The organism is Thalassospira sp. A3_1, assembly GCF_017744215.1.
GTDB lineage: Bacteria > Pseudomonadota > Alphaproteobacteria > Rhodospirillales > Thalassospiraceae > Thalassospira > Thalassospira lucentensis_A.
Genome location: NZ_JAGHQQ010000001.1, coordinates 1,062,831 through 1,086,777, shown reverse-complemented (window position 1 = coordinate 1,086,777; position 23,947 = coordinate 1,062,831). Strand labels below are relative to the sequence as shown.

Below are 23,947 nucleotides of genomic sequence, written 5' to 3'. Positions count from 1 at the left end.
TTATGCAAAAGCCCCGGCAGCACTGCCGGGGCTTTTGTTTTGCTGAGGTATCCGGATATTGATCTGATCAGTGGGCATCCGCCCAGCTATCTCCGATACCGGCATCCGCGATAAGCGGTACGGACAGTTGTGCGGCATTTTCCATGACCTCACGGATCACCTTGACGGCCTTTTCTGTTTCGTCTTCAGGGGCTTCAAAGATCAATTCATCGTGGACCTGAAGCAGCATGCGGGTTTTAAGCCCCGCATCAAGAAGCGCACCCGGAACGGCAATCATCGCGCGTTTGATGATGTCAGCAGCACCGCCCTGAATCGGGGCGTTGATCGCGGCACGTTCGCCAAAGCTTCGGCGCATGCCGTTTTTATCATTGATGCCGTTGATATGAATCTGGCGGCCAAACAGGGTTCTGACAAAGCCATGCTTCTTGGCGAAGTCTTTGGCTTGTTCCATGTAATCGCGAATGCCGGGATAGATTTCGAAATAGGCTTCGATAAACGCCTTGGCTTCTTTTTGCGGGATACCAAGCTGATTGGCGAGGCCAAAGGCGGAAATCCCGTAAATGATGCCGAAATTGATGGCCTTGGCTTTCCGGCGGACCATCGGATCCATGCCTTCGATCGGCACGCCAAACACCTTGGATGCCGTGGCGGCGTGGATATCCTTGCCATCTTTGAACGCATCGCGTAGGGCGTCGATTTCGGCGACATGCGCCAGAAGACGTAATTCGATCTGCGAATAGTCGGCAGAAATCAGTTTGCAACCGGGTTCCGAGATAAAGGCAGTACGGATTTTACGGCCTTCCTCGCTTCTGATCGGGATGTTTTGCAGGTTCGGGTCGTTTGACGACAGACGACCGGTATTCACATTGGTCTGGCCGTAACTTGTGTGGACGCGGCCGGTTTCCGGATTGATATGATGGGCAAGCGCGTCGGTATAAGTGCTTTTAAGCTTTGAAAGCTGCCGCCATTCAAGGATTTTGGTTGGCAGGTCATGTCCTTGGGCCGCCAATGCTTCAAGAACATCCGCGCCGGTCTGCCACGCACCGGTTTTGGTCTTTTTCCCGCCCGGCAGGCTCATCTTTTCAAACAGGATTTCGCCAAGCTGTTTGGGACTGCCCAGATTGAACGGTTCACCAGCCATTTCATGGATGGTTTCTTCAAGGGCGGCCATCCGTTTGGCAAAATCGTTCGATAGGGTTTTGAGCTTGTCCGCGTCAATACGGATGCCGAGGCTTTCCATTTTGGCCAGTACCGGTACAAGCGGTCGATCCAGCGTTTCATAGACGCTGGCCATATGTTCCTGCGCAATGCGGGGCTTAAGAAGCCGGTGCAGGCGCAATGTGATATCGGCGTCTTCGGCAGCGTAATCAAGCGCTTTGTCGAGCGGGACCTGATCAAAGGTGATCTGGGTCTTGCCCGATCCGCAAACATCGGAAAACTTGATTGGTTTGTAATCCAGATGCAGTTCGGCCAATTCATCCATGCCATGGCCGTGGCTTGTGCCGTCCAGAACATAGGACAGCACCATGGTGTCGTCTATCGGGGCGACATTGATGCCATGACGGGACAATACGATCATATCGTATTTCAGGTTCTGGCCGACCTTAAGAACGCCCGGGTCTTCCAGAAGGGGTTTGAGTAAGGCAATCGCGCGATCAAGCGGGATTTGCTTTGGGACATCTATTTCTGCTGGTGCCTCGGCAGGGGCATTGAAATCGAAACCACCCTGTGCTTCGCCACTTTCGCCGTGACCCTGTCCGTGCCCGACAGGGATATAACAGCCATTGCCCGGTTCGGTCGAAAGCGAAATGCCAACCAGCTTGGCCTGATGGGCATTAAGCGATGTGGTTTCGGTATCGACAGCAACCGTACCGGCATATTCAGCCATTGAAATCCAGTGCCTTAGGCGGTCTTCATCCTGCACCAGTTCATATTCTGCCTTTTCAACACTGATATCATTGACACCGGTTCCGAGCTCGACAATGCCCTCGGCATCAACAGAACCACCGAATTTCGCCTTTATCTTAGAAATCAGTGATTTAAAGCCGTGTGTTGAAACAAAGCTTAAAAGAACATCAGGATCAGGTTCGCGCAGTTCGAAACCATCAAGTTTCTCGACAACCGGAACGTCGGTTTTGAGGGTCACCAGATCGCGCGAAATGCGGGCCAATTCGGCATTCTCGATCAGTTTCTCACGGCGTTTGGGTTGCTTGATTTCTCCTGCACGTTCCAGCAAACCATCCAGATCGCCATATTCATCAATCAGTTGGGCTGCGGTTTTGATACCGATGCCTGGTACACCGGGTACGTTATCAACGGAATCGCCAGCCAATGCCTGAATATCAATGACCTTATCCGGTGGGACGCCGAATTTTTCCAGAACCTCTGGTGCGCCAATGGTGCGATTCTTCATCGCATCAAACATTTGCACCCGGTCCGTGACAAGTTGCATCAGGTCCTTGTCCGAAGACACGATAATCACATCGGAACCTTCGGCCTCAGCCTGTCGGGCGTAGGTCGCGATCAGATCATCGGCCTCGTATCCTTCGAGTTCGATCGAAGGCAGGTTGAAGGCACGCGTCGCATCACGGATAAGCCCGAACTGGGGGACCAGTTCTTCGGGCGGCGGCGGACGGTGCGCCTTGTATTCGGGATAGAAATCGTTTCTGAACGACTTACCCTTGGTATCGAAGATAACCGCCATATGATCGGGCTTGGTATTTTCGCGCAATTTCATCAGCATGGTACAGAAACCATACACCGCATTCACCGGCGTACCGTCCGGACTGGTCATCGGTGGCAAGGCATGGAAGGCCCGGAAAATAAAGCCCGATCCGTCAACCAGAACAACGCGACGGGGGGATTTACCGGTGGATGGCGCAGAATCTGTCATGCGTCTAATGCTCATTCATTCGTGTGATTTGATGGCCCGCAGAATGCCCGATCCAGCGGGCTAAGTCGAGTGGGGCATCGCCGAAAGCGGGAATATATTGGCTGTTTCCGGCTTTACTACTGACAGGAGACTGTCAGTAAAGAGCAAGAATTTTGACTATCGTGTCGATATCGAAATGAAAACTTCGATCATGATCGTATTCTGAGCATTTATGGCAGGATGTCGCTTTGGGCTTATCAGGACGCACAGGGATTGATATGGTCTATCGCAGTGCAACTTCCCTTCGGGAAACGGGAGAACCGGTCATTGCCGGCGATGGAAGATAAACCGGTTTTCAAGCCACAAGGCATCGGCATTGAAACCGCAGAACCGACGCGCGAGCTGCATGACGACATGAAGCTGGCGAATCGGCGCAAGAAGGCCAAAAAAGCCGAACGGGTTGCGCGGTCCAACGGATCGGGATGGCGCAGGTTCTTTAGTGCGTCCTCATGGATGCGCTTTCTTATTACGTTCGGAATTTTCGGGCTTTTCCTGCACGGTTTGTTCGTTGTCTTTGGCGTTTATGACCGTAACCAGCGTCTTCCGGCGGTCGACCATTTCGTGCTGCTGATCAAACTCGTGGTGTTCATCGCACTGATGTACCTGTTTTACGCGATGCTGATGCATTACGGGCCGATCCGCCACAAGGTGCGCGGGATATTCTTCCTTGCACTCGCCCCCGTGGCGGCGGTTTGCATTTTCATGATTTATGGCGGTGGGCAGCTATTCGGTAGTTTCCTGCCGGTTTTGCAGTTCCTGACCCTTACCATCGGCGTAGGGGGATTCCTGCTTTATGTGTTGGGTTACACATGGGTTACTGGTCGCACTGTTCGGCGCGAAGCAGATCGTTATGACCGGATGGAGCATGTAGGGAACCAGATTTCGAAAGAGGGTGCCTCCGCCGGATTGCCGCCCGGTGTGGCCGGAGACCGGCGCAAGGTGCACAAAGCTGGCAGTCTTCGCCTGCGCAAGGATGATGACGGATCATCAAACGGCAGTGGCACGGGGGGTGGCAGTTCGTCAGCAGTAAACAATAAAGTGCGTTTACCGGAAATCTGATCGTGAGACGGCCAGATCAGGCGTGATTTTCCAGTACAACACCTGCCAGATAAAGCGACCCCAAAATCAAAACTCTTTTGGGTTTTGCAACAGCGTTCTTCAGAACGGCCAACGCATCATCCAGGGTTTCGCAGGCATGTGCATTTGCGATTCCTGCCGTGGCGGCAGCATCACGCAACGTATCGGCGCTGTGGACTTCGTGATCTCCCGGGATCGGAATGCCGGCAAATGATGTGATATGAGGAGCCAGCGGTTGGAGAAATGCGACCGGGTCCCTGTTATCAAGCATTCCCATGATCGCGACGGTATCGCCTTTGGGCTGCCGGGACAGCCAGTCTGCGATGACTTCGGCAGCGGCGATATTGTGTCCCCCATCCAGAATAAGCTCGCACCCCTCAGGCAGAGCATCACAAAGTGGTCCGGTGAACAGCTTCTGAAGGCGTGCGGGCCAGCTGGCTTGGCTGATCCCGCGCGCTATTATTGCCAAATCCGGCCCTGCGACATCGGGAATACCGGCGTAACGTGCAGCGGTAATGGCGGTCGCGGCATTGATAAATTGATGGCGCCCCGGCAAGGCAGGCAAAGGCAGATCAAATTCTTCTTCGGTAATGCGAAGCGTAAAGCCGTCCTCGCGTTCGGCGGTGATGCCGAAATTCGTGATCAGGGGACTGCCAATATCGTTGGCGTGGCGGGCAAGCGTATCAAAGGCCTCAAGGCTTTGAGGTGCAAGCACACACGGTACACCCGGCTTCATGATCCCGGCCTTTTCAAAGGCGATCTTGGCAATGGTATCGCCAAGGAAGCCCTGATGATCAAGCGAGATTGGCGTAATGACGGTCAGAGCCGGTTTATCAATCACGTTTGATGCATCAACCCGCCCGCCAAGACCGGTTTCAAGCAGGACAACGTCTGCCGGAACCCGTGAATAGGCCAGAAAGGCTGCTGCCTGGGTGATTTCAAAAAAGGTTATCTGTTCGCCGTCATTGATTGCTTCGACTTCTTCAAGAAGGTCGCACAGCATGTCTTCGGTGATCAGTTCACCGGCCAGACGTATGCGTTCGTGAAAGCGAACAAGATGGGGGGATGTCGAAGTATGAACACGAAGACCCGCAGCCTCATAGATGGCACGCAGGTAGGCCAGTGTCGATCCCTTGCCATTGGTTCCGGCCAGATGAATGACCGGTGACAAATTCAGGTGCGGATTACCCAGCTTGGCGAGCAAGCGGGTAATCCGACCCAATGAAAGATCGATTACTTTTGGATGAAGCTGGCCCAGACGCGTAAGAATCGCGTCACTTCTTGGCGTTGTCACCTTCGGTCTCGGCCTTTTTCGCGGGTTTCTTCTTCGCATCCTTGATCGGAACGATCGCGGCACCCGGCTTGGTGCGGCGGATCATATCGATCAGGTGACCGATGGTTTCATTCAGTTCACCGCGCGGTACGACCATATCGACCATCCCGTGTTCCAGAAGATATTCGGCTGTCTGGAAATCATCGGGAAGTTTTTCACGAATGGTATTTTCAATCACGCGACGACCGGCAAAACCGATCTGTGCGCCTGGCTCGGCAATCTGAATATCTCCCAGCATGGCGAAGGATGCCGAAACACCACCGGTGGTCGGATCGGTCAGAAGGACGAAATAGGGCAGACCCTTTTCCTTGACCTTCTCGATCGCGGCCGTAGTGCGCGCCATCTGCATCAGGCTTAGAATGCCTTCCTGCATACGTGCACCGCCCGACGCCGGAACGATGATAAGGGCCGCATCCTGAACCGTTGCGAGCTCGGCCGCGGCAACGATGCCTTCGCCAACGGCGGTGCCCATCGATCCGCCCATGAAGGAAAAATCAAAGACCGCAACGACGGTTGCATGACCGCCGACATCGCCGTGGGCAACAGCCAGGGCATCCTTGTAGGTTGCTTTGGCCTGTGCCGCTTTCAGGCGGTCGGTGTATTTTTTCTGATCGCGGAATTTCAGCGGATCGACCGGAACGCTCGGCAGTTCTATGAGCTGATATTTGCCCTCATCGAACAGGAGTTCAAGACGGTCCTTGGCTGAAATGCGCATATGATGGCCGCAATGCTGGCAAACATGTTTGTTCTTTGCCAGGTCACGGTGGAAGATCATCTGTTCGCACGACGGGCACTTATGCCAGAGATTTTCGGGCACATCGGTGCGGCGAACAAGTTTCTGAATCTTGGGACGGACGAATTCTGTCAGCCACGACATATCGGATACTGATCCTTGGTTTTGCCTATATCGGTCATTTCACAGCAACGCACAGAATTAGCTGCGCGCGTTGCGTACCCCGTCTGCAAGTTCGCGAACAAGGCCTGTGACCATAGAGGCGGTCTTATCGGTGGCCTTGCCGTTTTCGTCAAGACTTTCGGCAATTTTTGATACGATTGCCGATCCGACCACAGCAGCATCAGCCTGCCGGGCAACTTCTGCGGCCTGGGTCGCGTTCTTGATACCGAAACCAACGGCAATCGGCAAATCCGTATGGCGACGCAGGCGTGCCATGGCTTCGACAATCTGGTCATTGGTTGCCGAACCGGCACCTGTAACACCAGCAACCGAGACATAATAAACAAAGCCTGACGTATTCTGAACGAGTTTCGGCAGGCGTTTGTCATCGGATGTCGGGGTTGTCAGTCGAATGAAGGACAAACCTTTTTCCACTGTCGGGACGCAAAGTTCGGCATCCTCTTCGGGCGGCAGATCAACGACAATCAGGCCATCAACCCCTGCATTGCGTGCATCTTCAAGGAATTCGGCAACGCCATAGATATAGATCGGGTTATAATAGCCCATCAGAATAATGGGCGTTTCGTGATCCTGATCGCGGAAACCGCGAACCAGCGACAGGGTCTTGCGCATATGCATGCCGGCTGCCAATGCACGGATTGATGCTTCCTGAATTGCCGGGCCATCGGCCATCGGATCGGTAAATGGCATACCAAGTTCGATCACATCCGCACCGGCTTCGGGCAGGGCTTTCAGGATTTCAAACGATGCTTCCGGGTCCGGGTCACCTGCGGTGATAAAGGTCACCAGACCGGCACGACCTTCTTCCCTGAGCTTGGCGAAACGTTTGGCAATGCGGTCCTGGCCGCCGATGATTGCGTCGCTCACAGTTCTACTCCCAGTGCTTCGGCCACGGTAAAGATGTCCTTGTCACCCCGGCCACTCAGACACATGAGGATGATCTTGTCCTTGCCCATTTTCGGTGCTTCTTTCATCACCTGAGCGATGGCATGGCTGCATTCCAGTGCCGGAATAATGCCTTCGAGTTCCGAGCATAATTTAAATGCTTCGAGGGCTTCTTTGTCACCGATTGGCTCATACCGTGCACGACCGATATCCTTAAGCCAGCTGTGTTCCGGGCCGATTCCCGGATAATCCAGACCCGCCGAAATTGAATCGGCTTCCTTGATCTGGCCATCGTCATCCATCAACAGATAGGTGCGGTTTCCGTGCAAAACGCCGGGCTTGCCAGCACTCAGGCTGGCGGCATGCTTTCCGGTATGAATGCCGTGACCTGCTGCCTCGACACCAACAACCTCGATATCCTTGTCATCCAGGAACGGGTGGAACAGGCCGATCGCGTTTGAGCCGCCACCGACGGCCGCGATTACCTGATCGGGTAGGCGGCCTTCCTGTTCAAGGATCTGTTCTTTGGCTTCGTTGCCGATCACGCACTGGAAATCGCGGACCAGTTCCGGATAGGGGTGTGGGCCCGCAGCGGTACCAATGATGTAGAAAGTATCTTCGACATTGGTGACCCAGTCCCGAAGGGCTTCGTTCATCGCATCTTTAAGCGAGCAGGAACCGGATTTGACCGGTTTGACCTCGGCCCCCAGAAGCCGCATGCGGAAGACATTTGGCGACTGGCGCTCGATATCCTTGGAGCCCATGTAAACCGTGCAGGGCAGGCCAAAGCGCGCGCAAACTGTGGCCGTTGCCACACCGTGCTGGCCGGCGCCGGTTTCGGCAATGATACGGGTTTTGCCCATGCGCTTGGCCAGAAGGATTTGGCCAATACAGTTGTTGATCTTGTGCGCGCCGGTATGGTTCAGGTCCTCGCGCTTGAAATAAATCTTGGCACCGCCGAGATGTTCGGTCAGGCGTTCGGCGTAATAAAGCGGGTTCGCGCGACCGACATAGTGTTTCAGGTAATAATCGAGTTCTTTCTGAAACGCCGGGTCTTTCTTGGCATCCTTGTAGGCCTGCTCCAGCTCGAGAATCAGCGGCATCAGGGTTTCGGCGACAAAGCGGCCCCCGAAATTGCCGAAATGTCCATCCGGATCCGGAAGGGCACGATAGCTGTTAAGCGCGGTTGGTGCAGACGTCATAGGATTTCCCCGTGGATGGGCCGCGAACGGTGCCGCGACGGCAAAGACATGCGACAGTCATTGGATCAGCGAGAAGCCGCCGGTGTTAACGGGATTGGCAGCCTTAACGCTGGTTCCTTCTACCCGTGGCCGGGCAAAACGGATTAATGGGCTGCGTGCTCGGCCTGGGATTTGTCGAAAATATATTTCTTCGAGCAATAAGGGCAGACCACCTCGCCCTTTTCCTCAAGATTGAGGTAAACGGTGGGATGACCAAGGTGGCCTTTGCCGCCGTCACAGGCAACATTCAGGCTGCCGACTTTGATTTCTTCGGTGATCTTCATATATCCAGCTTCCCAGTTAGCACAGGCATAGGTGTTGCCATCGGTTGATCATCGGCCTGAAGCAGGGCCAAGAGCCATTGACCCAGCTTTGATGGGGATGATACCGATTGCGCATATTCAATCAACACTTCCGCATGGTCTTAGCGCAAACAAGCCACGCGGAAAAGAGCGGAGATCACGCATTCATGACTGCAATGCCCGACTACGCCATCGAAGTCGAAGGGCTGACCAAGCTCTACAAGGGTGCGAACGGCGAAAAACTGGCACTGGATAACGTGTCGTTGAAAATTCCACGCGGTTCATTTTTCGCCCTTCTTGGTCCGAATGGCGCCGGAAAGTCCACATTTATCAATATTCTGGCCGGTCTTGTCACCAAGACAAGCGGTACGGCAAAAATCTGGGGCCATGATATCGAAACCGAAATGCGCGCTGCGCGTTGTTCGATCGGGATCGTGCCGCAGGAACTTAATCTGGATGCATTTTTCACGCCGCGTCAGGCGATGGAATTGCAGGCAGGCCTGTATGGTGTCCCCAAACCGGAACGGCGTACGGACGAGATTCTTGCCGCTCTTGGCCTGTCAGATAAGGCCGATTCCTATTCCCGCTCGCTTTCGGGTGGGATGCGTCGGCGTCTTCTGGTCGGCAAGGCGATGGTCCATATGCCGCCGGTTCTGGTGCTGGATGAACCAACGGCCGGGGTCGATATCGAACTGCGTCAGCAGCTTTGGGCTTATGTGAAGGAACTGAACAAGGCAGGTGTTACGATTGTTCTGACCACGCATTATCTTGAAGAAGCCGAAGAGCTGTGTGACGAGATTGCGATCATCAACAAGGGCAATGTGATTGCCCATGAAGACAAACGCAGTCTTCTGCGCCGGATTGACCACAAAACGCTGGTTCTCACAGTTAAAAACGAACTCAATGCCGTGCCCGACGAACTCACCCCTTGGGGGGCGGAGCTTAAGGCCGCAAACCAGATCGCGCTGAATTACCGGCCCAGCAATACCCAGATGGCTGAAATCCTTAACGCCATTCAGGGTTGCGGTCTCGCAATTACCGACCTGTCGACCGAGGAAGGCGATCTTGAAGATATCTTCCTGATGCTGACACGCGATAATGACAAGGCCCGTGCGGGTAAGGCTGCCTGATTTTCAAGCAGTTGCCAGATCATTCAAAACCCTGCAAGTTTCTTGCAGGGTTTTGTTTTTTCCCCTTAACTTGGCTTTCAAACGCAAACCAGAATGACTTCAGGAGCGGCAATTAACCACATGTCGAAAACATTGTTGCGGTTTGTCGGGCTCGGGTTCTCGTTTTTTCTGGTGGCTTGCGCACCGACTGTCAAGCCTGCCGGTGATCCGGTTGGCAGCGTTAAAATTACCCAAAATGCGTTCATTGCATCTGACGGTGAATCGTTACCCTTGCAGCATTGGGGCCCGGTTGGCGATCCGGATGCGGTGATCCTTGGCCTGCACGGATTTGGCGATTACGCCAATGCATTTGACGAAGCCGGAACGACGCTGGCGTCTGATAATATTGCGCTTTTTGCTTATGACCAGCGCGGCTTTGGGCGCACTGCGACGCGACCTTTCTGGTCGGGAATACAAAGCCTCGTCAATGATGCGGCTGACATGCTGGTCACCCTTCGTTTGCAATATCCGGGTCGACCGGTCTATCTGATGGGGGACTCGATGGGCGGTGCGGTTGCAATTGTGACGGCGGCATCGCGGCCCCGGTGGATGGACGGGGTTATTCTGGTGGCTCCGGCAGTATGGAACCGCGACATGATGCCGTGGTATCAGACCGCACCGCTTTCTGTCATCTCACATAGTTTGCCTTGGTTACCCCTGTCTGGGCAGGGGCTTGATATCTGGCCCTCGGACAATATTGAAATGCTCCGTCGTCTGTCACGTGATCCGCATATGATGAAATCGGTACGGGTTGATATGGTTGCCGGTTTGGCTGATTTGATGGATTTGGCTCATCAACGGGCAGGAGAAATTGATATTCCAATGCTTTTACTGTCCGGCAAGCAGGATCAGGTGATTCCACCGGCGGCGATTGGTGCAATTGCGAAGGACATCAGGGCATCAAACCCGGACCGGAGTGTGGTTTGCCTGTTTCCTGATGGCTACCACATGTTACTGCGTGACCTAAACGGACCAACGGTGATCGGCGATATCAGACGCTGGATCAAGGGCGGTGCGGCTGCCCGGGATTTTTCGTGTACGCTCAATTGATTGCGTTTTGACCGCTGATCCTTGATCAGGTAGCATTTTTAATCAGTTGCATATGATAGCCAAGGTTGTTACCCGAGGCGACCGTCACGATATGGCACCTATTGCCTTTGTGTATTCGGTGGCATTTTCAGCTACGTTTTTCGGAGGATCAGGACCGGCATGCTAAGGACCGTTCGGGCGAAGTTCCTGGGTGTCGCGGCCTTTTTTGTCGTGTGGCTTGTTGTGGCTACCGGGTTCTCCGTTATCCAGTCGCTTGGGATCAATGGCGATCTTGAAGCGGTGTCGCGCTATGTGACACCAGTCAAGGATGCGCTTTCCGATGTTCGTTCCCGTCAGCTTGAACAGATATCGCTGATCGACCGTTACATGCGTGTTGTCGAAAATGAAGGCCCTGATGCACCCCTGTTAAGTGGTATCGAAATCGAGATTGATGCCAAGCAAACCCAGATCGAGCAGGCCTTTCGCAAGGCCTTTACCTCGGCAGCACTTGGCCGGGCACAGGCATCGGGCCATTTCGAACAAGGTGTGTTGCTTGATCTTGATGTCCGTATGCGCGAATTCGCCGATATTGCCGCCCAATTCAATCTGGGCGTTGAAAGGTTACTGAGCCGGGTGCGTGAAGGCGATCTTGATGATGCGCAACGTCAGGAAAATCTTGTCCGCGGTATTCATCGCAACATTGTGCTTGATCTGCGCAGCGAGATTTTGCTGCTGGAAAAATATTCCAGCGAAACAGTCGAAAATGTCTCGGAGCGCGAAGATTTCCTGATCCAGGCCGAATTTATCATGATGCTGGCTGCGGTGGTGATCGGTATTTCCTTTGCCTATTATCTGGCGCAGGCGGTGGTCAAAGCCGTTCGCGATACGACCAACGCCTTGAACAGCGTGCAGTCGGGCAAGCTTGATACGAGCCTTGATTTCAAGGGCAAGGGCGATTTTGCCCGGCTGGCGGATGCCTTTAACCGCATGACGCGCGAATTGCGCGTACGGTTCCGTATGCGTGAACGGTTTGGCAAATATATTGATCCAAAGATCATCAATAACCTGCTGTCACAGGAAACAGCGCTTGAAACCTCGCAAAAGCGGGTGATGACGGTCAGTGTTGTGAACCTGACCAATTTTGACTGGATGGCCGAACATATACCGCCCGAGAAACTCGTCGATTTTCTCAATGATTATCTGACCGCCATGACCGAACCGATTGCAAACCATAGTGGCATTATCGACAATTTTGTCGGGGATAGGGTGATCGGTTTCTGGGGCCCGCCCTTCTGCGGGGAAAAAAGCCACGCCGGGCATGCCTGTCTGGCAGCGTTGGAGCAGGTGGCACGCTTTAATGCGCTGAAGACCAAATATGCTGACCTGATCGGCGATCACGGGCTTGATATTCGTATTGGTATCGCGACCGGCGAGGTTGTCGTCGGCTCAATCGGGACGGATAAATCACGCGCCTATACGGTGGTTGGCGATTGCGTGAACTATGCCAACCGCCTTGAAAAGGCCAACCGTATTTACGGTACCCAGATTCTGGCTTCACATGAAACGGCCAGCATGGCAGCCGGCGAGATTGAGATGCGCGATCTGGATCATGTTGTACTGCTCGGGACCGAGCATGTGGTTTATCTTTATGAAGTGCTGGCACAGTCCGGACAGCTAAGCGATGAACGTCGCGACTGGCGCAAAACCTATGAAACCGCGATTGCGTTTTATCGCGAGGGCGATTTTGACAAGGCCCAACCTCTATTCGAGGAAGTTCAGGAAGGCATCGGCAGCGATTTTGCTGCCCAGTTAATGCTTAATCGTATGGAACGCCTGCAGCGCCGCGAACAGGACCGGGAATGGAACGGGACGTGGATCGTCCGGGATCCCTATGAGCGACGTGACGTCGAAAGCTGACCGCAGTGATATGTCGCAACCAGAATTTAACCGAACGGGTGGCAAGGTGCTGATTGGCAGGGGCCGTCAAAAATCCTTGCCCGCGACGGACAAAACCTGTATCACCCAACCGCTCGGGCCGTGCTGCCCGATGCCCATTGCGCACCCGTAGCTCAGCTGGATAGAGCGTTGCCCTCCGAAGGCAAAGGCCACAGGTTCGAATCCTGTCGGGTGCGCCATTTTCTCCGGAATATTTTCAAACTGGCCTAAATAAGGGCTGGCAAAGCATGTCCTGATCATTAATCTGCATCCGGATCAATCGCAGACGAGATAGGTGGGATATGCGCGGATATCTTCATGATTTTGCCGGAACAAATGTGCTGTTCGCCATGGCGGCAAATCAGGAATATGGTCCCCATCTTGAAAAATTGTTCAAGCCGCTGATGATCGGCATTGGTCCGGTTGAGGCTGCAATTAATCTGAGCTCTGCCTTGACGGAACTAAGATTGTCGGGTGATTTGCCCGATCTGGTGGTTACTCTTGGATCGGCAGGGTCGCGTACGCTTGAGCAAGCGGAGGTCTATCAGGCCTCGACCGTTTCTTACCGTGACATGGATTGCTCGGCGCTTGGTTTCGAGAAGGGGATTACACCCTATCTGAACCTTCCGGCGGTTCTGGAGATGCTCCATCGTATTCCCGGCGTACCGGAAGCCCGTTTGTCGACGGGGGCAAATGTTGTATCGGGTGTCGCTTATGACGCGATTGATGCCGATATGGTGGATATGGAAACCTATGCCATCTTGCGGGTCTGTCAGAAGTTTGACGTGCCATTAATCGGTCTGCGCGGAATTTCTGATGGCAAGGAAGAGCTTAAAAAGCTTTCGGATTGGACAGCTTATTTGCATGTCATTGACGAGAAGCTTGCAGAAGCTGTTGATAAGTTGCGCAAGGCGCTTGAAAATGGCGAGATCATTTTGCCTGAACGGTAAGTGATCCCGCCGTATTTCACAGTCTGACAGATCAACTGCCCGCGCGAATCTGATCCAGTGTCTTGATCGGGGTTAATGCCTGCGGATCAACCTGTACCTCGATAATCGCCGGTTTTCCCGAATTCATGGCACGCTCAAAAGCCGGGCCGAAATCTTCGGTCTTGGTGACGGTTTCGCCATGCCCGCCAAAGGCAACAGCGTAGGCCGCAAAATCCGGGTTGTGCAATTGGGTACCGGAAACGCGACCGGGATAATTGCGTTCCTGATGCATGCGGATGGTGCCGAACATACCGTTATTGACCACGATCACGATGATATTCGCACCATACTGAACCGCCGTTGCGAATTCCTGGCCGTGCATCAAAAAGCATCCGTCACCGGCAAGGCAGATCGACGGCCGGTCCGGATGGGTCAGCTTGGCGGCCACAGATGCAGGAAGGCCATACCCCATCGAGCCTGACGTCGGTGCAAGTTCGGTACGATATTTGCCATACCGGAAGAATCGATGCAGGAAGGCGGCATAGTTGCCGGCCCCGTTGGTCACGATGGCGTCTTCGGGCAGGATTTCGCGAAGCTTTGCGACAACATGCGCCATCTTTACATCGCCTGGCGTATCAAGGGGCGTCGAGAATTTCAGATATGAAGCGTGGGCCGTTTCAATCTGTTCTTCCCGTCCACTTCCATCCACCGGTTCCATCATGGTAATCGCACGGATGAATGATCGTTGGGATGCATTGATTGCGATATCAGGACGATAAACACGACCCAGTTCATCCGGGCCTGCGTAAACATGGATCAGTTTCTGTTTCGGGCAGGGAATTTCAAGCAGGCTGTAACCGCTGCTGGTCATTTCCCCCATGCGCGATCCGACAAGGATCACAAGGTCGCTTTCGCGAATGAATTTCGCCAGTTCCGGATTGATCCCGATGCCGACATCGCCAATGAAATGGCTGTGCGTGTTTGGGATATAGTCCTGACAGCGGAAACTGGTGGCGATCGCAACATTGTTTCGTTTTGCAAACGATTTAAGGTTTTCAGTGGTTTCTGCGGTCCAACCACCACCACCAACGATCATGATCGGCCGCTTTGCATCTGCCAGTGCGCCACGGAAACGGGCGACGTCTTCTGGGGCGGTTTTTGCTTCGATCGGGACATAGGGTTTGGCATTGGCAATCTCGGCTACCGAGGACAGCATATCTTCCGGCAGGGCAAGCACGACCGGTCCGGGGCGACCGGAGGTCGCGATATGATAGGCGTGGCTGATATATTCAGGGATGCGGTTGATGTCATCGATCTGGGCGACCCACTTGCAAAGCGGTTCGAACATCTTGCGATAGTCGACTTCCTGGAATGCTTCACGGTCGACCATGTCCCGTCCGATTTGCCCGACGAGAAGGATCATCGGGGTGCTGTCCTGATGGGCGACATGCACACCTGCTGATGCATTGGTGGCACCTGGTCCGCGGGTGACCATACAAATGCCGGGCTTTCCGGTCAGTTTTCCGTGTGCCTCGGCCATGATGGCGGCACCACCTTCCTGACGGCAGATGATTGGTTCGATATCGGGATGGTCGACCAGACCGTCCAGAACGGCCAGATAGCTTTCACCGGGAACAAGATAAACCCGTTCGCAGCCGTGAAGAGCAAGTTGATCGACCAGTATGCGTCCGCCGTGACGCATTTCCGCAGTATTAGACATTCGGGGCTCCCTGAAGATGGCGCATTTTCATGGTGGGGCGCTTTTGCGCGTGGCCGGATTTCAGCATGGTTAAACCTGCCCGTAAAGATGGGTGGCACGCTTAAACACGGTTTTTTCGTCAATTATTGCAATCGTTCCAGACTGTTCAGACGTCCGCAAGGTTCGCACGGCTGATAAGCCGGGTTGCTGCATTTGCAAAATGGGTGCGTGCAGCGATACGTGCGGCTTCGGCATCCAGCTCAACGATTGCTTCAAAAACCGCTTCGTGTTCGGCCAGAACCTCCTTGCGGGATTCAACGGCGATCATGTTCTTGATTGCAACGGAACGCAGGCTTTGATCAATTCTGCCATCCAGCATGCCAAGGAAATCGACGAAGAATCCATTGCCGCTGGCACGGGCGATATGACGGTAAAGCTGTCTTTCGGCTTCGTACCGGCGTTCGCCATTTGCCGCACCGGATTTTTCAAGAGATTCCCGCATGATGGTGACTTGGCCGTTCATCGCGTCAAGGTCGGCTTCGCTGCGATGTGCGGCGGCAAGAAAGGCGGCTTCGGCCTCGTTGCTTGTGCGCAATTGCAGGATCTGGGCAAGCTCCTTGCGCTTTGCAAAGCAGGCTTCGCCGATACGGAAAACAGTACGTGTGCCGGAATCGGCGACAAAAGCACCAACACCCTGACGGGAATTGATGATTCCATCGCTTTTAAGCTGCGAAATTGCTTCGCGGACGACGGTGCGCGCAACGCCAAAATCGTTTGCCAGTGCCTGTTCCGTTGGGAGTTTGTCGCCGGGTTTGAGGGTGCCATCGTCGATTTGCCGGGTCAGTCGCGCCGCGATTTCATCGGGGAGCCGGCGTGGGCGTTCAAGCTTTTCGTAACGGGTTTCCACAAGCGTTTTCCATCAGCGGTTCGAAAGGATCGATTTCAGGTAACTCAAGTCTTGGCATAAGCGAGCCAGCCTGTCATCATTAAGTAATGTTGTCTGACAATATGACATATTGTGAGGTAAAAGGGTACAAACCATTTTGCCTGCGACAAGGAGGATATTTCCAGCATGCTTTATGACGTCCGAACCTATTGCTGTTACCCCGGCACACTCAAAAAACAACTGGCTCTTTATGGGGAGTTCGGTTTCCCCGTGCAAAGCCGTCATTTGGGCGAACCACATGCCTATATGGTAACGGAAACCGGACCTGTGAATTCCTATGTCCATATCTGGGCCTATCAGGATGCTGCGGATCGGGAAGCCAAACGCCAGGCGCTGCAGGCGGATCCGGAATGGCAGACCTATCTTAAGAAAAGTGCGGATGCCGGGCATCTTGTCAGTCAGGAAAACAAACTGATGGTGCCTGCACCGTTTTGGACACCGCCTGCCCGCTGATCATCAGATTGCCGTCGTGGTCCTCTGTTGCCTAGTCAAAGGCAAGTATGATTGCCAGTACCGGCAGGACCACGACGGACAGCAATGTCGCAACCAGCATGGTCGTTGCCGTGCGTTCCCGGGCGGTACCATAGGTGGTCGCCATCAGGACCGAATTTACCCCGGGGGGGAGGGCCGCGATCATTATTGCGGGTGCCATGATCCGCAGGGGTAAATGCAGCAGGCTGCCTATGATGAAAACCAGACCGGGCATGATGCATACCTTGGCAACAGCACCCGTAATGCTGGCCCCCAGATTGCCGCGCAGCTTTTGCCCATAAATTCCTGCCCCGATCAGCATCAGCGCAATTGGCGGCATCGCAGCTTTGAGCATCCCGAAAAATGTCGTCGCAACCGGCGGCAGGGTAATGCCTGAAGCCGCAACCACTATGCCGCAGATAATGGCAATAATGATTGGATTGCATATTTGCGCACGCAGGGTTTTGCCAAGAATGGCCGCCGGGTTTCCTGTTCTGTTGCGGCTCCATTCCAGAAGCAGGATCGTTGGTGTCAAAAGGCTGATGGCGTGAATGCATAATATGGTTGCCAGTACGAGCAACCCCTCATGCCCGAACAGGATATCGACAACCGGAATGCCGAGCATGCCGATATTGGAAAATATTGCACCAAAGGCCAGAACAATGGCTTCGGGGGTGCTGTTCTTCTTGCCTGCGCGCAACAAAATGAAAACGGAAATAGCGGTGAGGCTTACCGCACCATAGTAGGCAATCCAGATCGATAAATTGAATAGTTCGGAGACCCGGTTTGCCGAGATTGTCAGGAACAATGTTGCCGGGATGAGCGTCCAGAACGTCATCTTGGTCAGCCCATCAATCGCGGTTGCCCCGATCAAGCCGATTTTGGTGAGGGCAAAGCCTGCTGCAACCAGCAGAAAAATCGGTCCGAGCTGATCAATAAGGTTCAGCAGCATTGTATTTCCTGATCCACGTTCTTTTGAAATCCGGGATGAAAAAATGCCACCCGCCCCGGGAGGGGTATGAGGAAGGTGGCAAGTTCGGCAATCAATAGATCAGATTTTTGGTGTCTTTGGTACGCGGATGACCATGAAGTAGAAAAAGATGGCCGTTAGAACGAGGAAGAAAAGACTGTCCGGACTGGTCAGGAATGTTAAGGGATTTCCGTCGTTTAAGGACAGCGCCCGTCTCAGATACTGTTCAAGATCCGGCCCAAGAATAAAGCCCAGCAGCAAGGTGACGGTGGGGTAATTCTGTTTGCGCAGGAAAAATGCCAGAATCCCGAAAACAAGTGCCAGCATCATCTGGAACGGGGAATAGGTTGCAACGTAGCTTCCGACCAATGCGACAACTGCGATGCACGAATAAAGCAGTGCCTTGCGGATCGAGACGATTTTAACGAAGTACGGACCCAGCAAATACAGTGTCAGCGGGATAAGGATCAATGCACTGATCAGAAGCGACGCAAACATCGGCGCAATGAGATCAAGCTGCGTATCCAGAAGCCGTGGTCCCGGCTGAAGACCGTTGATAATCAAAACTCCCAGCACGATTGCCGTTGTCGGGTCGCCCGGAATACCGAACATCAACATCGGCACAAATGCCCCGCCGCACATGGAATTGTTCGCGGTTTCAGCCGCGGCAATGCCTTCGCGCGAACCCTTGCCATATTCCCCGGGCTTTTTGGATTTGCGCATGGCTTCGGCATAGGAGACAAAGGCTGCCATTGATCCGCCGGCACCCGGAAGGACGCCGATAAAGTATCCGATCAATGCGCTTTTCAGATATGTGAAAAACCCGATTTCGCGGATTTCGTGCCAGCTTGGCAGGAAATCCTTGCGGCGGATTGGTGCCAGATTTCGGGTGTTGGCGTCAATTGTCAATGGATCGCGGCTTTGCTGCGCCTGATACAGGATCTCGCTTATGGCAAAGGTGCCGATGATAAGTGGCATCATGTCGATGCCCTCGACCAGCGTTTCCGTGCCAAAGTTAAATCGTGCAATCGGCTGCATGACATCAATGCCGATCGTGGCGATCATAATGCCTAGCAAGGTGGCAATCGTTCCTTTGGCAATTGCATCGCGCTGGGAAATCACGATCACAACCAGGGCAAACAGAATAAGCGAAAACTTGCCCGGGGTTTGGATCAGAAGCGAAGCCTTGGCGGCAACCGGTGTCAGCGCAATCAAAAGCAATGCACCGACAACACCGCCGATCATTGATCCAAGGGCGGCATGACCAAGTGCGTTTGCGCCTTGGCCCTTTTTCATCAATGCATAACCTTCGATCGAGGTCATCATGGATGATGGTGCGCCAGGGATGTTGATTGTCGTTGCCGTGATCGAACCTGCATACATGCCCGACATGAAGATCGACGCGCACATGACAAGTGCTGGAACAACATCAAGGCTATAGGTGATCGGCAATAGCAGGGCGATGGCAAGAACTGATGTCAGACCGGGTACAGCGCCAAAGAACGTCCCGATCAAAAAGCCGATGATCATATAGGCGAGTACTTCGGGGGAGGCGAGGGCGCTAAATCCGCCCAGAATTTCCAGAATGAAATTCATGGCAACAGGCCCTCCAGCATGGGCAATCGTACCTGGAAAATCACGGCAAACAGAACATAGAACACAGCAGTGATGATTGCCGAATATGCGATACGGCGGATTTGGCCGGTATTCTCTAGCTTGAAGAAAAACAGCAACGCATAGACGTAAAGAAAGGTCGACAGCGGGTAGCCCAGCGTTTTGAAAACCGCGATATAGATCGCGGTGGCAAGGACGATTTTGATGGCGGCCGCAAGGGATGGTTTGTCTTCTTCTTTAACTTCATCGCCTGCTGCGTCATCGGTTGGGGCTGGTGCGCGCAGGATGTCGCGAAAAACAAAGCCAAGTGCAACATACATCAGAATCGATGCAAGAACCGGAACGAACGACGGACCGACAAGCCCCTCATCAAATTGTGGGGTGATTTGTAGTGCCGTTGCAAGATAGACGGTCGTGATGATCAGAAGGAAAAGAGGCAGAGCAAGGTTGCCTTTTTTCGCAGCAAAACTGGAAGATGACATTCAGGTGATCTCCGTTCCGGCGGTGGGCGACCAACAATGACCGGGTGGCACCGGTTATTGGATGCCACTCGGCCGGTTTTGGGAGTTACTTCTTGATGACGCCTTGGTCGACCAGTGCCTGCATCTGATCAAACAGGGTTTTCTGGGTTTCCTCGGCCCATGCGGTTACTTCGTCTGTACCCAACCAGTTCGGTGAAACACCGACTTTTGAAACCCATTCCTGGAATTCGTCACTTTCAAGGGCGGCCTTGTAGTTCGCTTCGACCTTTGCAATGACGTCATCCGGCGTATCTGCCGGTGCTGCCAGAACAATGAAGCTGCCGATCTGAAGATCGACACCCTCTTCCTTGGCAGTCGGCACATCCGGGAAGGTCGGGTTGCGGTTGTCCGAGAATTCAACAAGCCCGCGAACATCGCCACCTTCGATCAAGGCCGAAAAGTCACCCATGCTGGTCGCGACAACGTCGACTTCATCAGATAGAATGGCTTCTTTCTGGGGGGCAGCACCACCCGGATAGGCGATCAGTTTGAATTCCGTACCGGTCAGCTGCTGGAATTGCAGCATCGCCAGATGCAGTCGCGATCCCGTATTCTGGATGCCGATTTTGATCTGTCCCGGATTTTCCTTCGCCGCGGCAACAAGGTCATCAACGGATTTATAGGGCGAATCAGCATCGACGATGATCGCATCAGGTTCGCTGGTGACGCGCGCAATCAGCGTCAGCTTATCAAGTTTGTAGGTCGGCAGAAGTCCCTGCCAGGGAACGGTGACGACGCTGTCATAGGTCAGCGCACCAAGGGTGTAGCCGTCCGGGCGCGCTTTCATGACCTGCATGATGCCGGTTGCACTGATGCCGCCTTCTATATTTTCGGCATAGATTGATTGACCGATATCCTTCTCGGCAATCGTGCCAAGTTTTCGGACAATGCCGTCAGTTCCTCCACCGGCACCCCATGGAATGATCATCCGGATATCCTTGGTGGGGTAATCAGCGGCGAATGACTGGCTTGCAAAGCTGATGGACAAAGCAAGAGTCGCACCGGCGACTTTAAGAAATGATTTCATTTGTTTCCTCCTTGATCGTTTGCTGCCCTAAGGCAGGGCAGCGGATTTTTGTCGGATGGCGGTTTGTCGCTTCTTTTCGCCGACATGGTAGGGGTATCTAATTCGTCATATTTATTCTTATTTTTGAAGAAATCATCATATATGTGATTGTCAGACAACTAGGTGTAGTTTACCGCTAATTTTCTCAGAAGTCCTGTATTTAAATAGGATGTACTCTATCACCTCATACGGGAAACCGGGATATAGTTGACGGGTGGACTCTAGAAAATAGAAGCAGAGATGTAAATAACATAATATGAATTTGTGGATCGAAAGGTTTTCCCGAAGGTAAGTCATGCTTTTGGGGATGAGATGTTCGCAAATTCATCATATGAAATGTGGCGGGTGCATCAGATTTCAACGTGCGAGGATGCCAGAGCATGGAATCGAGTGTCTGAGACGACGGATCGCATATTGCGAGGCCGGGACAGGTTTCGACTCTTAAAAATACCGTTCGGTGACGTGAATGATGTCACCTGGCAAAACAATGCTTTGTTCATTTGCCGGGATTTCGATGCGATTATTTTCACGGCCACGTATAATGATGATGTCGTCCTGATCGGCGCGATACGTAAACCCGCTACCAAGGGCAACGGCATTCAATACATTCATTCCTGAAACATATTTGTATTCACCGGGTTGATTGACTTCGCCAAGAACATAGACCGGCCGGAAATGCAGAATGTCGATGGATACCACGGGATGACGCAGGTAGCCGTCTGCAAGAACATTGGCGATGGTTTGCTGTGCTGCCTGAGGTGTGAGGCCGCGTACGTTAACTGGCCCTATCAGCGGCATGGTTACCGATCCGTCGGTTCCGACAGAAAAATCGCCTGAAAGGGTTTCTTCTTCGAAAACCGTAATGCGCAGTTCGTCACCGTTATCAATCGTATAGACGGTTTGAGCATGTGACTGCGATGCTGTAACACTGCATGAAAACGCGAACAGAAGGGTTGCCGTCAGGATTATATTTTTCATGACATCAAATTTTCAGCCTAAGAGTCAGTAAGGCGCGATTACGACGATAATCGTGCCCTGTTTCATTTGACCGGCGTTGGTCAAATCGCCACGAAGTATCAAGATCAGTAAATCGGTTCAATTCATAACGAACTCCTGCGCCAAAACGTGTCGTTGTGTCGGTGCGATCTGCACCTTCGAAATGGTCACGCTGGTAGCCACAGTTCAGTCGGAAACTCAGCCAGCGGCGCAATTCGTGTTCGATACCGGCGTCGACACTTTCGCTAATGATACCGCTGGCATTGGTGACGGTGGTTTCTCCAATCTCGCGCCGGGCGCGGAAATCCAGTGCGGTCAGGCGTGTGATGTTCCAGGTCGTTGCGGCGCGAAGTGAAAATCCATCGTTATTTTGCAGCCTTGAATCTTCGTAAATCTGTGACATCCACCCGGCACCGATATCGGCCTCAATAAGATCGGTAAGGTTAAATGTCATGCCACCCAGCAACCGGAAACCGCTTGAATTGCGAAAAATACCCTGATCGTCCGGGGTATTTGTGTACTCGCGCTGGTTAAATGTGGTTTCACCATAGGCTTCGCGGCCAAGACCCAGTTGGTAGGAAGACCGCATGATCAGCCGGACTTCCGAACGATCCCGATCATCATTGTTCCCGCTGTCACCGTTCGTAAGCGGTGTATCGTCAAAATCAAGCTTCCGAACCGCCAGTGCCGTTCGATAGTGAACATCACCGGCGAAATAGCGCACTGCAATTTCGGTGTTTTGCTCGTTATAGGTTACCGGCTCATCAGCGCCGGTAGGGATATCATTGCCGCCGCGATCTTCGTGACCTTTGGCGATGCGTATGTCGCCATCAATGGCGAATGCGGGGCCGATATCAAAGCCGGCGGAAGCACCAAGTTCGCCATCCAGATAATCGTCTTCGTCTGATTGTGCGTAAAATCCTGCATCGCCAAGAGCCATAAGTCGCAGGCGGGCGCGATGCCAGTTCGATTGCAGGGTTAAAGCGGGTGCAATACGACTGATCAGGTCGGATTTTTTGTAGTTATCCGACAGAAAGATGTTGTCGTTGAACTCTTCGGTTGCCGACAAAGTCGGTAATAAATCAAAAAGTCCAAGTTGTATTGATGCATTGCGTTTCGCCTCTTGCGGCGTTTCAGGTTTTGCACTGGCAGGAGGAATAAAGCAGCTGGTCAGGACGATGCCGCAAAACATGGTAGTAGTTATAAACCCTAATTTATTCATCCGGCATTGCATCGTGAAAGAGCAACGGTGGTAGTGCGGCGGGGACCGTTTACCCAGCATTGTGGTCTTGAAATCGTGCGCAAAAGAATGAGTATATCAGTTGTTAGGGACTGCTGATCGATATAGAGCAGGTCGCAGTCAAGGCGGCTTTTAAGATCACCAGCCGACTGGATCGATCCACGCCAACCGTAAAGCTGTGCCAGACCTGTGATGCCGGGTTTTACTTGGTGGCGGGTATCATATCGCGGGGAATAGCTGGCGAATTTCCGATCGTCATCGATGGTATGAGGACGTGGCCCAACAAGCGACATATCGCCGCGCATGACATTGAAAAGCTGTGGCAGTTCGTCCAGCCCCCAGCGCCGAAGGAAGTGACAGAATTTTGTCGGTACCAAATGGAGTTTATCCGGTGCCAAATCCGGAAGCGTGCGGAACTTGTATATGTTGAATGGCCTGCCGAGGTATCCGATGCGACGTTGTTTGAACAGTATCGGATCGCGATGATCACATTTCAGGGCAATCGCGATCAAAAGCAAAACGGGTAGGGATGCGAACAGCAATATCGTCCCGACAGAAAGATCAAACAATCGTTTGGTCTGCTGTTTTGGCCGCTCCAAGCGGAACGTATCCGGATTTTTATCCAACGGCACGGTTTGCATTGTCTGTTCCCCACCCAGAATGTGCAGGGATAGAT

General features: G+C 53.2%; 21 protein-coding genes and 1 tRNA gene. 7 read left to right on the top strand and 15 right to left on the bottom strand.

Annotated features, from left to right (window positions below; translation table 11 throughout):
* Positions 1–67 precede the first annotated feature (67 nt).
* Positions 68–2,893, bottom strand: a complete 2,826-nt coding sequence (polA, locus tag J7395_RS04820; protein ID WP_209220697.1) for a DNA polymerase I — start codon at positions 2,891–2,893, stop codon at positions 68–70.
* A 315-nt stretch (positions 2,894–3,208) separates the two neighbouring features.
* Here polA and J7395_RS04815 point away from each other — a divergent pair, with 315 nt between their 5' ends.
* On the top strand, positions 3,209–3,991 hold the full coding sequence (locus J7395_RS04815; RefSeq protein ID WP_247741959.1) for a hypothetical protein: 783 nt from the start codon (positions 3,209–3,211) through the stop codon (positions 3,989–3,991).
* 16 nt (positions 3,992–4,007) lie between these two features.
* On the opposite strand, the gene J7395_RS04810 is transcribed toward J7395_RS04815, so the two are convergent.
* The 5 genes from J7395_RS04810 to J7395_RS04790 all read right to left on the bottom strand — a co-directional run bounded on the left by J7395_RS04810 (position 4,008) and on the right by J7395_RS04790 (position 8,668).
* Positions 4,008–5,342, bottom strand: a complete 1,335-nt coding sequence (locus J7395_RS04810; RefSeq protein WP_209220696.1) for a folylpolyglutamate synthase/dihydrofolate synthase family protein — start codon at positions 5,340–5,342, stop codon at positions 4,008–4,010.
* A complete protein-coding gene (gene accD / locus J7395_RS04805) occupies positions 5,284–6,219 on the bottom strand; it encodes an acetyl-CoA carboxylase, carboxyltransferase subunit beta (RefSeq protein WP_062950184.1) in 936 nt (311 codons plus the stop codon). Before accD ends, J7395_RS04810 begins: the two co-directional genes overlap by 59 nt.
* A 57-nt stretch (positions 6,220–6,276) precedes the next feature.
* A complete protein-coding gene (gene trpA, locus J7395_RS04800; protein WP_209220695.1) occupies positions 6,277–7,125 on the bottom strand; it encodes a tryptophan synthase subunit alpha in 849 nt (282 codons plus the stop codon).
* Complete coding sequence (trpB, locus tag J7395_RS04795; RefSeq protein ID WP_062950188.1) at positions 7,122–8,345, bottom strand: tryptophan synthase subunit beta; 1,224 nt, start codon at positions 8,343–8,345, stop codon at positions 7,122–7,124. The genes trpA and trpB overlap by 4 nt, the downstream gene beginning before the upstream one ends.
* Before the next feature lie 143 nt (positions 8,346–8,488).
* A complete protein-coding gene (locus J7395_RS04790) occupies positions 8,489–8,668 on the bottom strand; it encodes a zinc-finger domain-containing protein (protein WP_007088596.1) in 180 nt (59 codons plus the stop codon).
* Positions 8,669–8,853: 185 nt separating this feature from the next.
* Here J7395_RS04790 and J7395_RS04785 point away from each other — a divergent pair, with 185 nt between their 5' ends.
* The 5 genes from J7395_RS04785 (at position 8,854) to J7395_RS04765 (ending at position 13,769) form a co-directional block, all read left to right on the top strand.
* Entirely contained in the window at positions 8,854–9,816 is a 963-nt protein-coding gene (locus tag J7395_RS04785; RefSeq protein ID WP_114109300.1) for an ABC transporter ATP-binding protein, read from the top strand.
* A gap of 120 nt (positions 9,817–9,936) precedes the next feature.
* The gene (locus J7395_RS04780) at positions 9,937–10,905 is read left to right on the top strand and encodes an alpha/beta hydrolase (protein ID WP_247741958.1); all 969 of its coding nucleotides are present in this window, start codon (positions 9,937–9,939) and stop codon (positions 10,903–10,905) included.
* A 159-nt stretch (positions 10,906–11,064) separates the two neighbouring features.
* Positions 11,065–12,801 carry an adenylate/guanylate cyclase domain-containing protein gene (locus J7395_RS04775; RefSeq protein ID WP_209220693.1) on the top strand — a complete coding sequence of 579 codons (1,737 nt, stop codon included), beginning with the start codon at positions 11,065–11,067 and terminating at the stop codon, positions 12,799–12,801.
* Between the two features lie 141 nt (positions 12,802–12,942).
* Positions 12,943–13,019, top strand: a tRNA-Arg gene (locus J7395_RS04770).
* Positions 13,020–13,121: 102 nt separating this feature from the next.
* On the top strand, positions 13,122–13,769 hold the full coding sequence (locus tag J7395_RS04765) for a 5'-methylthioadenosine/S-adenosylhomocysteine nucleosidase (RefSeq protein WP_062960450.1): 648 nt from the start codon (positions 13,122–13,124) through the stop codon (positions 13,767–13,769).
* 31 nt (positions 13,770–13,800) lie between these two features.
* Here J7395_RS04765 and J7395_RS04760 read toward each other — a convergent pair whose 3' ends face one another.
* Entirely contained in the window at positions 13,801–15,468 is a 1,668-nt protein-coding gene (locus tag J7395_RS04760) for a thiamine pyrophosphate-binding protein (RefSeq protein ID WP_209220692.1), read from the bottom strand.
* Positions 15,469–15,613: 145 nt separating this feature from the next.
* Positions 15,614–16,354, bottom strand: a complete 741-nt coding sequence (locus tag J7395_RS21045) for a FadR/GntR family transcriptional regulator (protein WP_209220691.1) — start codon at positions 16,352–16,354, stop codon at positions 15,614–15,616.
* A gap of 165 nt (positions 16,355–16,519) precedes the next feature.
* Here J7395_RS21045 and J7395_RS04750 point away from each other — a divergent pair, with 165 nt between their 5' ends.
* Entirely contained in the window at positions 16,520–16,846 is a 327-nt protein-coding gene (locus J7395_RS04750) for an NIPSNAP family protein (protein WP_062960453.1), read from the top strand.
* Between the two features lie 31 nt (positions 16,847–16,877).
* Here J7395_RS04750 and J7395_RS04745 read toward each other — a convergent pair whose 3' ends face one another.
* From J7395_RS04745 to J7395_RS04715, 7 genes are all read right to left on the bottom strand, one after another.
* Entirely contained in the window at positions 16,878–17,816 is a 939-nt protein-coding gene (locus tag J7395_RS04745; protein ID WP_209220690.1) for an AEC family transporter, read from the bottom strand.
* 99 nt (positions 17,817–17,915) lie between these two features.
* Complete coding sequence (locus tag J7395_RS04740) at positions 17,916–19,430, bottom strand: tripartite tricarboxylate transporter permease (RefSeq protein ID WP_209220689.1); 1,515 nt, start codon at positions 19,428–19,430, stop codon at positions 17,916–17,918.
* The gene (locus tag J7395_RS04735) at positions 19,427–19,930 is read right to left on the bottom strand and encodes a tripartite tricarboxylate transporter TctB family protein (RefSeq protein ID WP_209220688.1); all 504 of its coding nucleotides are present in this window, start codon (positions 19,928–19,930) and stop codon (positions 19,427–19,429) included. Before J7395_RS04735 ends, J7395_RS04740 begins: the two co-directional genes overlap by 4 nt.
* Positions 19,931–20,015: 85 nt before the next feature.
* The gene (locus tag J7395_RS04730) at positions 20,016–20,996 is read right to left on the bottom strand and encodes a tripartite tricarboxylate transporter substrate binding protein (RefSeq protein ID WP_209220687.1); all 981 of its coding nucleotides are present in this window, start codon (positions 20,994–20,996) and stop codon (positions 20,016–20,018) included.
* 480 nt (positions 20,997–21,476) lie between these two features.
* Positions 21,477–22,013 carry a polysaccharide biosynthesis/export family protein gene (locus J7395_RS04725; RefSeq protein WP_209220686.1) on the bottom strand — a complete coding sequence of 179 codons (537 nt, stop codon included), beginning with the start codon at positions 22,011–22,013 and terminating at the stop codon, positions 21,477–21,479.
* A 4-nt stretch (positions 22,014–22,017) separates the two neighbouring features.
* Positions 22,018–23,223, bottom strand: coding sequence for an outer membrane beta-barrel protein (locus J7395_RS04720; RefSeq protein WP_280634636.1), 1,206 nt, complete (start codon positions 23,221–23,223; stop codon positions 22,018–22,020).
* 26 nt (positions 23,224–23,249) lie between these two features.
* Positions 23,250–23,912, bottom strand: coding sequence for a sugar transferase (locus J7395_RS04715; RefSeq protein ID WP_209220684.1), 663 nt, complete (start codon positions 23,910–23,912; stop codon positions 23,250–23,252).
* Between the last annotated feature and the right edge of the window lie 35 nt (positions 23,913–23,947).